At 39.6% G+C, this 12107-nt stretch carries 8 protein-coding genes and 1 tRNA gene; 7 read left to right on the top strand and 2 right to left on the bottom strand.

The window, feature by feature from the left end:
* Positions 1–10 precede the first annotated feature (10 nt).
* The 5 genes from ACO1XM_RS08690 to ACO1XM_RS08670 all read left to right on the top strand — a co-directional run bounded on the left by ACO1XM_RS08690 (position 11) and on the right by ACO1XM_RS08670 (position 7815).
* Positions 11–1309: a sensor histidine kinase gene (locus ACO1XM_RS08690; RefSeq protein ID WP_486227931.1), complete on the top strand. Its 1299-nt coding sequence runs from the start codon at positions 11–13 to the stop codon at positions 1307–1309.
* Positions 1310–1339: 30 nt separating this feature from the next.
* Positions 1340–2002: a DUF2461 domain-containing protein gene (locus tag ACO1XM_RS08685; protein ID WP_486227929.1), complete on the top strand. Its 663-nt coding sequence runs from the start codon at positions 1340–1342 to the stop codon at positions 2000–2002.
* A 149-nt stretch (positions 2003–2151) separates the two neighbouring features.
* Entirely contained in the window at positions 2152–3759 is a 1608-nt protein-coding gene (locus ACO1XM_RS08680; protein ID WP_486227927.1) for a hypothetical protein, read from the top strand.
* A gap of 81 nt (positions 3760–3840) precedes the next feature.
* Positions 3841–4983 (top strand): LamG domain-containing protein, encoded by a 1143-nt coding sequence (locus ACO1XM_RS08675; RefSeq protein ID WP_486227925.1) that lies wholly within the window; start codon positions 3841–3843, stop codon positions 4981–4983.
* A gap of 6 nt (positions 4984–4989) precedes the next feature.
* Complete coding sequence (locus tag ACO1XM_RS08670) at positions 4990–7815, top strand: CHAT domain-containing protein (RefSeq protein ID WP_486227923.1); 2826 nt, start codon at positions 4990–4992, stop codon at positions 7813–7815.
* 119 nt (positions 7816–7934) lie between these two features.
* Here ACO1XM_RS08670 and ACO1XM_RS08665 read toward each other — a convergent pair whose 3' ends face one another.
* Positions 7935–8510, bottom strand: coding sequence for a four helix bundle suffix domain-containing protein (locus ACO1XM_RS08665; protein ID WP_486227921.1), 576 nt, complete (start codon positions 8508–8510; stop codon positions 7935–7937).
* Between the two features lie 229 nt (positions 8511–8739).
* Positions 8740–11214, bottom strand: coding sequence for a hypothetical protein (locus ACO1XM_RS08660; RefSeq protein WP_486227919.1), 2475 nt, complete (start codon positions 11212–11214; stop codon positions 8740–8742).
* Positions 11215–11323: 109 nt separating this feature from the next.
* Between ACO1XM_RS08660 and ACO1XM_RS08655 the strand changes: the two genes are divergently transcribed.
* Positions 11324–11398: transfer RNA gene (locus tag ACO1XM_RS08655), tRNA-Val, on the top strand.
* A gap of 340 nt (positions 11399–11738) precedes the next feature.
* A complete protein-coding gene (locus ACO1XM_RS08650) occupies positions 11739–12107 on the top strand; it encodes a YciI family protein (RefSeq protein ID WP_486227917.1) in 369 nt (122 codons plus the stop codon).

Genomic DNA, 12107 nt, shown 5'->3' with positions numbered 1-12107 from the left:
ATAACCTATTTTGAGCAAAGATATTTCAGCGTGGCTTTTAACGGATTTACCCTCTTCCATTTCGGAGAGTGAGTTAAAGCGTTTACGCCTGACTGTTTATTTATGCATAACCTCCATGGCGGTATCGCTTATATACACCACACTGGATCTTGCCAATGGTGTTTACTTTGCACTGCCTTTTTATTCAGTCATTTTTATTGCGCCCATCATTTCACTGTGGCTTATAAAAATTGGAAAATTTCTGGCTGGAAAAATTCTGGTTTTGATGGGCGCCAGTGTCGCTATTTTCTTTGCTTCTGTGAGCGACCCTTTTGAGACAGGTGTTATTTTAATTTTTGTGCCTTTAAGTATTGTTCCTTTTGCCATCATAGGTTTTAGAAATATATGGGCAAGCATTAGCATTGTGTTAAGCACCTTTTTTCTGTTTCTGATTTCTAGATTCACTGATTTATTTGCCTCCTATGTAAAAGAGCTCCCCATGGCCTACATACAGATGAGCCTGGCATTAAATTATCTTATCGCAGTAACCATCTCCATACTGATTGTATATTTTCTGGCACGCTTGCACCGACAATCAGAAATCAGGTTGATTGAAAAAGAAAAAGCAGTTAGTGACAAAAATATTCAACTTACCAAACTCAACCAGGAGTTAGATGGATTTGTTTACAGTGTATCTCATGATTTGCGATCGCCCTTAAGTTCTATTTTAGGACTAACCAATCTGGCCAAGTTTTCAACCAGTAAAGAGGAGCTGGTGGAGTACATGGCCATGATTCAGGATCGCATCAAAACACAGGATGCTTTTATTAAAGATATCATTGAGTATTCGCGTAATACACGAACGGAATCTCTTGCCGAAGCTGTGAACCTTTTTGCATTAACACAAGAAATTATTGAAAGTTTGAAGTTTAATGACGGAGCGAGTAAAATAAAATTTGAGATTGAATTACCTCCCGATTTTGTTGTAATCACTGACAGGCATAGATGGAAAACCATGTTGAGTAATCTTATTGGGAATGCAATTAAGTACCATGATGGCTCTAAACCCGATCAGTATATTAAATTATCAGCCAACCAGTCTAACGAAAAAGTGTTATACACAGTTACAGACAATGGCACTGGTATATTAAGCCAACATTTGGATAAGATTTTTGATATGTTTTACCGTGCATCCGATACTTCTTCCGGTAGTGGTTTAGGTTTATTTATTACTAAAGAGGCAGTACAGAAACTAAATGGTACAATAAGCGTTACTTCACAACGTCATGTGGGAAGCGTTTTTGAGATAACTATTCCCTTGTTAAGATAGAATTAGGCAAGAATAAAAAGTAACCCGAGCATGGAGACAGTTGTTATACTTAAATTTTTAAAAGCCATTGCTAAAAACAATGATCGTGAATGGTTTGAAAAAAACAAACCTAAATACCTGGAGGCAAAAGCGCAGTTCGAAGATTTTTTGGAAGAATTTCATAAAGAATTGGTAAAATTCGATGAGAGCCTTGGTGGTTTAAATCCGCGTAAGATGGGGTTTAGAATTTACAGAGATGTTCGTTTCAGTAAAGACAAACGTCCCTATAAGGTAAACATGGGTGCAGGTTTTTCACCTAAAGGAAAAATGGATCAGGAGCCTGGCTATTACATTCACCTGGAGCCTGGCAATAAAAGTTTCATTGCCGGTGGTGTGTACATGCCCGATGCAGAAAAATTAGCCAAGATCAGACAAGAGATAGATTATAATCCTGATAAATTATTAGGCATTATGAAACGCAAGTCGTTTAAAAAGTACTTCGAGGACCTGGATGACTTTGATAAATTAAAGACTGCACCAAAGGGATATCCGAAAGATCATGAAAATATCGACTTACTTCAACACAAGAGTTTTGTGGTTTCGCATGCCTTTACTGATGCGCAGGTTACAGACAAAAAATTTGTTAAAAACCTCGCTGCTGCCTGTAAAGAAATAATGCCTTTGAATACTTTTTTAAAAGAGGCCATTAGCTAGCTGTCTACCCAGATCACGGTATTTTTAGTAAGCAAATTCTTTTTTCATCCAACAATATACCCTGGGCACGGTATATTAAATACCCACGTATGGGCATTTAGTAGGCTATTCGCTAACCCTACATTAGCGTAACATTAAACAGCTACTGTATGAGAACCCAAGTCACGCTCGTGTTGCTATTGCTTAGCATCACAACTTTTGCCCAAACCGTTGATATCGAAAAGACTCATGAAGTTTCGAAAGAAGCTATGAAGGGGTTTATCCAGTTGGTAGAAAATGATGAGGCAAAACAACAATTAAGTTTTGTCTACCGTGTAAGAGCCAAACGCAATCAGGCTAAGTTCATTACTTACACTTTCGATTACAATTTTAATCTGGTTAATGAATCCGAAGAGGTAGTTAACCTGGAGAAGGATATGCCTGCCAAATACAAGCCAAAACGTTATAAAGGTGAAGCGTATGAAGTAGAAGGCTTGTATGTAGAACCTAATATGATGGGTACGCTAGTACTGAAAAGAAAAGTTACACGTTTTTCCTTTAACTGGCTTAAGTTGATGTACGACTTCAATGTAAGTGTTGAGGGCAAGTTGAAAGCGAAAACAGATGATGATAAGAAATTATTCTATCATGATCACATCGAAAACCAGAATGATGGAACAGCCATGATTTTGGCTGGTGAAAAAGGAACTGTTAAAGAAGGCCCTTACAACCACATGATGAATTTCCATGTATTGAAGTACGATATTAACCTGACCAAGCTTGCTGATGTAACTATTAATTTTGAGACACCACAGGCTTTAGTAGCTTCTTACGGCTATCCTTCAGAAGAAGATGCAGATAAAACAGACTACATCGCAGTGTTTGCCACTTTTAAAGAGAAGCGTTATGCGGGGCCTAAAATTTGGGGCAAGTCTGCAACGGAATATACTTATGTACGTGTTTCTTACGAAGGCAAACTCCTTGACAAAATTACCTTCACTTCACCGAACAGTATCTGGAAAATAGATGACTTCCTGTTGGCAGAGGATGGTGCTGTTTATTTCTATGGTCCTTCTAATGATGAGGCAGACGATTTTTACCACAACAAGCTTGATTACATTGATGAGAAGAAAAAATGGCCTCGTTTCCAATTGGCCAAGGTAAAAAACAATAAGGTTGAATTTGTTTCCAGCACTTCGATGGAGGAGTTCAAAACAAAACTGAAGGCACAACCTGATGGTAAAAAGGGTGATCCTTATAATGGAAGACGTATTGTATTTACGAAAGCTTCCATTGGCCCAACAGGAGAAATGATTTTGGCAGGTCAGAATTACGGTATGATGCGTAACCCTAAAGGACAGGTAATCGGTCGTGAATACGAAGATTTAGTAATGTTTCATTTTGACGGCAAAGGTCAGTTGATTTCGCAATACACGATGAACAAAAAACAAAAGAGTTCTTCGCCTGATGGTCAGTTTTTCGAATTCACTTCGGATGGTAAATCTTTATACTGGTCGTACTTCGATAACGTTGCCACGAAGCAGGTAAAAGAGTTAGACCTTATTGTAGAGAAGCCACTGGCTGTTCCAAAAATGGGTAAAATCAACTTGACAACGGGTACTTTCGATAAGTACACCGAGTATGGTAAAGGCGATAACTTCGTTCACTACAACACCTTAAACTATTTGAAATTTACAAACACAAATCAGGTAACCTTTCTTGGCGAGAATAAAAAGGGCAGCGTGCTTTGGTTCGTGCGTGTTAATCTAGATAAATAAATAAGACTCCCTCTTAAAGACGCTGTTGACTTGGCAACAGCGTCTTTTTTAAATTTCTACGAACGTCATGGTAGTGAAACGATGAAAGTAATTGCAGGCATTTTTTTATTATTCGCATCATTCGCAACCGATGTACTCAGGGCCCAGGGTAGTGAGCCGTACTTACTTGAAGGATTTAAGTCTAATGAACAAAATTGGCCATTCATAGGCACAAGCAACGATTACAGTATTGTAATTGAAAAGGGTCATTTAGTAATGCATGCCAGGGCAACAGCCATTCATACATATAAATCAATTAACATCAGCCAAGATGATGATGTAGCCTATTATACCAACATGATTTTTATGGGTGGTGATCATACTGCCTGGATCGGTCTGCACTTTAGTATGAACACAGGTGCAGATAAGTATTTCTCTTTCGTATATAATAACGATAAAGAATTTTTAATTTCAGAAAGAACTGGCAAAAAATACGAGGTACATCGCCAATCAAAATCGCAGGTAATTAAACCCTACGATTATAATTCACTCACCATCATTAAGAAAGGCAGCACCTATAAATTCTTGATCAACGACAAGCAGGTACACGAGCTTAAGATTAAAAATGCTTACGGGTCACTGTTAGGGATTACGACCAACAGCAATACACAGATAAAAGTTGATGAGGTGCAGGTGTATGATCCCGCCAACGGAAGACAAGAAATGTATGACGATGAGTCTGCTTTTTTAGCAGCCGATGTGAATGCCAGTACCAAGCGAGAAACTACACCTGAGTTTCAGGAATTGTTGAATCAGTTTGCCCGCGTTGCTTTTCCTTATTACTTCGATCCGAAAAATGCGCAAGGAGTAGATGTATCATCTTACCCCATTGTGCAAAAGACATTCTATAAATATGTATCAGAGAATGTGCGTAATAAACAAATGTGGGCTATGTGCCAGCTAAGCGATTGTGGTGAAGGTTACGCTTTATTAATGATGAACCGCTATCAGATTAATCAGCAGGATATTTCACGCTTCTTTGTTGCCGTATTCGATCCAGCGGGTAAACTCTTGCAGGAACGAGAAATTGGTGAGATGGTGAAAGAAGGTGGTTCTTTTTTTAAAGTTATTGAGTTCAAAGCTTATAAAGAAGGAAGTGTGATGAACATTGAAGCGACCGAAACATTCAGTAATGGCAATAGGAGTCGCAACAGCGTTCGATTCAATACGGTATTGTGTAACTAAGAGGCTATGCGAAAGATTGTACTCGGTTTGATCATCATTTTTTTATCTACTACACTGAAGGCCCAGTATTATGACAGTCTTATACAAAAGGCCTTTAGTCTGTCGCAGGAAGAAAAATATGCAGCTTCGCAGGAATTAGTAGAAAAAGTACGAGGGGCATTACCTGAAACACTGAATGTTTATATTCTGGCTTCGCATAATTTATTACACCTCGGTCAGGTCGACAATGCAGGACCTTACATTACCATTGGGTTACAACTCGACCCGAGTTCCTATGCCATGTTTGTAAACTGTGCTTTATATTTTGCAGCAAAAGGGAATGAAGCATCAGCACAAAGCTATTTGAAAGAATCCCTTAAGGTATTTCCAGCTAACTATACCATGCAGGAAGCCCGGCAGGATATTGTCTCTGTTGGTAAAGTGCTTAATCAAACTACGGTTTTCAATAATTTGGCTAGCTGGTATGAGGCGCAGCAAAGTGTAATCACACAGCGCTATGTTTCACTGGATGAAGTCAATAATCATTATGCACAGCTGGCTGCCCAAAATTCGGCTGGCCTAATGAAAGAAGCACAGCGTTATGCTTCAGTATATAAACAACAAGGCTGGCATGAAATGGCTCTGGCTGCTTATGGTCATGCAGCAAACTGGTTACGCGCTTATGGAAATTTAAGTCAGGCGCTGGAAGTAGCACAAAGTGGTTATGCTTATTATTATAAAAATGGCTATAGGCAAAATGCATTGCTGGCTTCTTTCATGTTGTACCAATTAATAAAATCATACGAAGCTGTAGGCAACTTTGAACGCGTAATACAATATGTGGAAGAGCTCACCACAGTGGCTACGAAGTGCGATTTGCATGTGTACGATGTACTTGGTTTGCTTTCAGCCAGTGCTGCCTATGATGGTTTAAATAAACCCGAAGAAGCCAAAACACTAGCAGGGCTTACTGTGCAGTTTGCGCAAAAATATGGTTTTGGTTATGCGCTTGTTTTGGGTTATGAAGCTGTATTCGTCAATGCCTTTAAGGTGGGTAATTTCTCTGCCACTGAAACGGTAAACTATGGAGAGATGGCGCAACGCTATGCCTTCAGTTATCATTTTGAAGATGTGGGCTACCGTATGTACAACTACCTGGCTATTGCTTACCTGCGCTTGAATACCCTAGACGGACAAAAAAAGTGCTTTACAACGCTGGGAGGATTAGTTAAGTATTATAAAAGTATAGGTGCCTATAACCGTGCAGCAGAAACCCTGAATAATTATGGCGCTATTATTTATCACACGGGACAAGATTACGCAGAAGCAGCAAAGACCTTTGAAGAATCAATACGATTGGCCGAAAGAGAAATCGGTAATTTATCCTACGATGACAAGCTGAGTTTCTATCAGGCCCAAGCGAGTGCTTACGAATTTTTAACTGCCAGTTATGCCCACCTCAATCAGCCGGCTAAAGCTTTTCAAAGTATGGAAGGAAGTCGCAGCCGTATTTTAACTGAGCGTTTGGCAGGAGGAAAGCTTGTGAAAAAGGCAAGCATCAATGATTTACAGAATATGCTGGCACCCGATGAAGCTTGTCTGATGTATTCACTTTTTTCTGGACATGAGGTGATAATTTTAGTAGTCACTAAAAAGGCTGCTCAAGTTGTTTTTCACACTGACAATACCTTTATAGGCGACATCAAAGACAAGTACCTCGATCGCATGAATAAAGAGCATGGCGAACGCACAGGTGTTGAGCAGGCAGAAGAGTATGATCCGGAAAGAAGGGTGCAGGTTTCTGATTTCAACAAGGTAACGCAGCTTACACGCAAATTCTTTGAACGCCCTGGTATGGCGGATAATGTATTACAAGAATATTTGCGCGGTTACTATCGCTTTCTGGTCGTGCCTGTCATCAATAGATTGACTGGTATTAAGAAACTTCTAATCTCACCGGATGGTGTATTAAACTTTTTGCCTTATGAAGCCTTGATGACACACGATGGGAAATACTTGGTGGAGAAATATGATGTCAAGTATTTGCACTCAGTGGGTGCATTACAACAATTACAGCAACGAAATTATAGCGTCAATAGAAAAAATATGTTGGCTATGGGCGGGGCTGTTTTCGAAAACATGAATGCCAAGCCAATGCCATATGAGACGCAGAAGGATATGAATCAACTGCAAATTGATGTAGCAGAGAACGTAAAAAAGCAAACCTCGCAACGCAGGGCGTATGCAACAATTTTTGGTACAGAAGCCATGACTGCACTGCCGGGCACTTTAATTGAAGTAAAGAATATCGCAGCGGTTGTTCCCGGGGCAGAGGCATTTACCGGAGCACAAATGACAGAAAACAGAATAAAAGAAATCTCAAACAACGGTCAGCTGGGAAATTATAGAATACTGCACCTGGCAACACATGGTTTTGTAGTAAATGATATTCCTGATTTGTCTGGAGTTGCGATGAGTATTTTTGCCAATGAGCAAGGAGGAGAAGATGGCTACTTAACAGTTAATGAATTGGCAAACCTTAAAATACAAAGCGATTTAACTGTATTGTCTGCTTGTCAGACAGCCTTGGGGAAAATTTATTCTGGTGAGGGTGTAACAGGACTAACGCAATCCCTATTGGTAGCAGGTTCCAATGCAGCACTGGTTTCGTTATGGCCGGTAAACGACAACTCTACCATGCAGTTTATGACAGGCTTGTACAAAGAGAGTGTGAAAGGAAAAGAGTACGTTCCTGTTATCAACGACTTAAAAAGAAAGTTTATTAAAGGTGAATTTGGCGATCAGTTTAAACACCCTAATTATTGGGCGCCTTTTGTGTATTATGGAAGGTAAAATGTCTATTGTAAATTGTCAACACCAATAGTTTGTTGTTTTTTCTTGGGACAAGAGCGACATAGTGGGACGTTGTCATTCGAGTCGCTACTGCCCCGAGATTAACTTCTGCTTAATTTTTATTTCTTCCTTCTCTCTTCTGCTCTTGCTTTTGTCATTCTCTCTCGTAAACCACCTTCTTTGATAAAAGCAATTTCCAATTGCTTTATCTGCTGTTTTAGCAAATAGGTGCAAATTTTAATTAATGAAATCATAGTGTTTGCACAAATCTCAGGACTTTCGTGCTCAATGGCTTTCTGAAAGGTTTCGTAAGTGGGTTTTGGAGTACTTTTGTTGAGTTCGCGCAAACGATTAACCAGGCGATGTTCTTTTTCCCAAAGCGGTAATTTTTGAGTGCGCAAAAAATCTTCGTAATCTATTTGTAACTCCTCTAAGCTGGCACGAGCAACATTGGTTAGTTTTATTTCAGTCTCTTTAGAAGTGCCTGACGCCATACTTGCTTCTGCAATGTTTTGTTTACCACTGCGTGCCGCCTGCACCATTTGCCCTACAGTACGGTCATATTTATTAAAAAAGCGATTGGTGAAATAGACAGTACCATCATAAATGATCTCAGCTTTCTGATAACTGAACAGGCTTCGATAACCACCATGTGCGGGAATAAAACCTTTAACATTTTCTTCTTTGCCACTCACTTACCTTTGTTATCCGTTAAGTTCCACTACACAATTACACTTAACATAACTATCACTTAATAACTCTGGGTTTTAGATTCTGTATGGATAATAGAAATAAAACTGTTGAATAGTGTCAATGTATAATAGTAGCTGGGCACAGAATACTAAAGAAATGATTTAACTCCAAAGAATGAGTGGTTTTACCGTAAAGATTGGACTAATGAGGATGTGTAACGATGTAGTATAACTACTTCTCCCAATCAAACTCCTCATCAGATACTTCAAGTTCTTTTTTCTTTTGTTTGCCCTTCAGACGGAAAGCATCTTTCAGTTCTTGTACTTCTTTCTTTAAATCGTTAGCTAATTTTTTCTTAACAGCTTCTGTGTCGTATTGTACTTTGTAATCATCTGTGGTACCAGTAATTTTTAAATAAATTTTTGTTTTACCTTCCATTTCCTCTAAGGCACTTCCCGCTTCTTCTATGTTGATTTTCTTTTTGTTGCGAAGTGGTGCCACTACACGGTAGTTCAATTGCTGATCGAAAGTGTGCGTGCCACTCAATTGCATAGCGGTTACGTTGCTTCGTATTTCCATTTGTGGAATATAAATGGTTTTATTTTCGATGTGTATATCATTTTTCAGTTCTGCAAAACGAAGCTGTGCCAATCCTTCGTCATCTAAATATTTATTCATGGCCTGTAGCGGCTCAAAATTATTGAGTTCTCCCTTGCGGATAGTGGCGCTGATATCGGCAATCAAGGTTTCGGAGAAAAGTTGTAAGTGTTGGTCGAGGGTCATTTCGAGTTCAACACTGGCGGTGGTAAGCCCTTTTAAATGTTTCGCCTGAATAAAATCCTGACCAAAATCTTCAAATACATAAAAGATACTGTCCACTGCAATATCTGTTAACGAAAAAGAACTGACTACATCAATGGCTTTAGCATTGGTGGCATCCATAATGCCATTCATGGTCATGCTTCCATTCATGGTTTTCAGTGCAAGACTGCGTGATACAGCCACCTGATTTTTAACCAACAGATCACCTTTTATATCACGTGCATTAAAACGTTTATAATTAAGCAGGTCTACTTCACAATTAAAATTTAAATAAATATTAGGTGATATGCTGAACTCGTATTCTTTACCTGCCTGTTGTGTACTAAATCCAAATGAAAATAATTCATCAAGGTCAATGTAGTGTGCCTGTAAATCGGTTTCAATGCCAATGGGTTGGTTTTCGAATAGGAGGAAGGTGATGATGTTTTTGAAAAAACCGTCCATTACGAAATCACTACTGCCAACACTTCCACGTAAACCACTCAAGGCAAGGTCATTGTTGGTAAACTGTAAAGTGCCATTCAGATTTTTAACAGGCACTTTACCTTCGCCATAGGCAAAACTTAAATCATTTAATTCTATGGAACCGGTTGCCGTAGCTTTTTGTGCTGTGGCTTTCGACTTTAACCATTCGGGTTTTCCTTCAAAGGCAATATTGGCTAAGACACTGCCACTGGCTTCACTTATGGCAGGAATAGGGTAGAAGCTTATAATGGCATTGGCATCAAGTCTTCCATTAAATTGGAGAATCACATCCGGGCTTTGCAGATTTTGAAAAATCAGTTTAGCGGTAAACTTTTCACCATTCAATGAACCACTGATGTCATTGAGCACAAGTGCAGCCTGAGCAGTGTTGAGTATGTCATCGCTGGCATAAGAGCCATTGAGTGTTGCTCCTTCTATTTTTACATTGTATGCGGGATGCGAAATGGTGGCATTGTTAAAGCCAAACTCCACCGAAACGGCTGGGCTTTTGTTTTCACTGATTTCGCCACGCAAAGCACCCTTAAAGTAAACATCTCCAGCACTTTGGTATTGCTTCAATGCCTCAGTACTCTGTTGTGGCAGTAGCGATAAGAGTGTCTGGATATCTGTCTGCTGACCTTCAACCTGCAGATCAATATTGTTTTTAGTTTTCCAGGCATACTCACCTTTTACCAGAAACGATGCCAGACCAAGTTGCAGCGTACTCGGATCGATATACAATCGCCTGTCTGCATCTAAATAACGGAGTATTGTTTCAACAATGAAGTCCTTGTTGGTGAGCAGTTCAGTTTTACCTACCCTGAATTTCCCGGTGGATAGATCTCCTTTGGCGGCAATCAAATAGATATCATCTTTGGTTTCAATATTGGCCTGCAGTTGCGTTGTGATAAATTCAAACTCCTGATCAGATTTTTTATCAGCATAAGACACTTCGCTGCTAATAAGCCTTACATTTTTTAAAGAAAGCTGTATGCTTCCGCCCGCTTCTTCAGTTTTTTGTTCTTTAATAATATTGAAGTTCGTCTCACCTTTCCGGTTGATTTTTAAAAAGGTCTCGCTTTCGCGGATGGTAAGCCCCTTAATGGTGTAGTTACCTTGCCATACTTCCCAGGGGTCTAACTGAAAGGCGACAGATTTGGCTTTGAAAAGCGCTTCCTGACCGGGGTAGCTGTCTTCGATGGTCACCTCCAGGCAAACAATGCTTAGGTTGGGGAAATCTTCCAGAAAAGTGACCTCAATTTTGCCGATGTTGACAGGCGTATTGAGATTTTTATTGGCTTCGCGGATAAATTGCTGAATTATCCTGTCTTTAAAGAGGTAAACAGATATGGCTAGCCCCAGCGTTACGGTAAGTAACAGGACAGATAAATACAGAAAAATTTTCTTTACGATCTTCAAAGCTTAAAAAATGGCTAGTAAAGGTAGTTTTTTTAAAAAAATTATTGGTTAAGCTGGGCAAGATTTGTACAAATCAAAAACTGTACTACTTTTGCAGTCCCAAAACGAAGGGAGTTTAGCTCAGCTGGTTCAGAGCATCTGCCTTACAAGCAGAGGGTCGGGGGTTCGAATCCCTCAACTCCCACAACAGCCTCAGGAAACTGAGGCTTTTTTTATGTTCATATAGTTCTGCACACTATTTATTAGTGTTAGTAGAACGGCAATTTCTAAGGACTTGATATGTTCAATCTTATCACATTTCAGGAAAATTGAGTGGTGTGCGTTTAAGCTCATAACAAGGAGTATAGCATCTTTTTGATAAAAGTTTCAGGGGTTTCTCCCGATCAAAATCGGGACTCAATTCCCACAGAAGCCTCAGGAAACTGAGGTTTTTTTATTTCCCCAAATCTGGGTTAGTCGCATGTCAATGCTGAATTGTATCTTAGTTTTCCTATTAGTTAAAACGATTTCCCCACCTTTATTATATGAGACTTTGGATTAATTTATTCCTCATGGTAACACTGGCTGGCTTTCAGCTGAAAGCGCAGAGTCAACCGGCACAGGACAGTTTATACATCGTTACCTATACCACCGGTAGCGCCTGGGATGTTGGAAAAAAACCAAATGAGCAGAATTACTTTAAAGATCACTCCTCCAATCTTTCTGAATGGCGCAAGAACGGCACTATTAAACTGGGTGCTCGGTATGCTGAAAAGGGAATAATCATTATTGCAGCAACCACGCTCCAGGCTGCCAGAGAACTCATTTTTACTGATCCGGCAGTAGTGAATAAACTTTTTAACGCTGATGTACAAAAACTAAACCTCTTTTACGAAGGCTGTCTGGAGAAGTAG

It is taken from the genome of Chryseotalea sp., from assembly GCF_057350905.1.
Note: the sequence above shows the minus strand (reverse complement) of the source record. Positions and strands in the feature narration are given on the sequence as shown.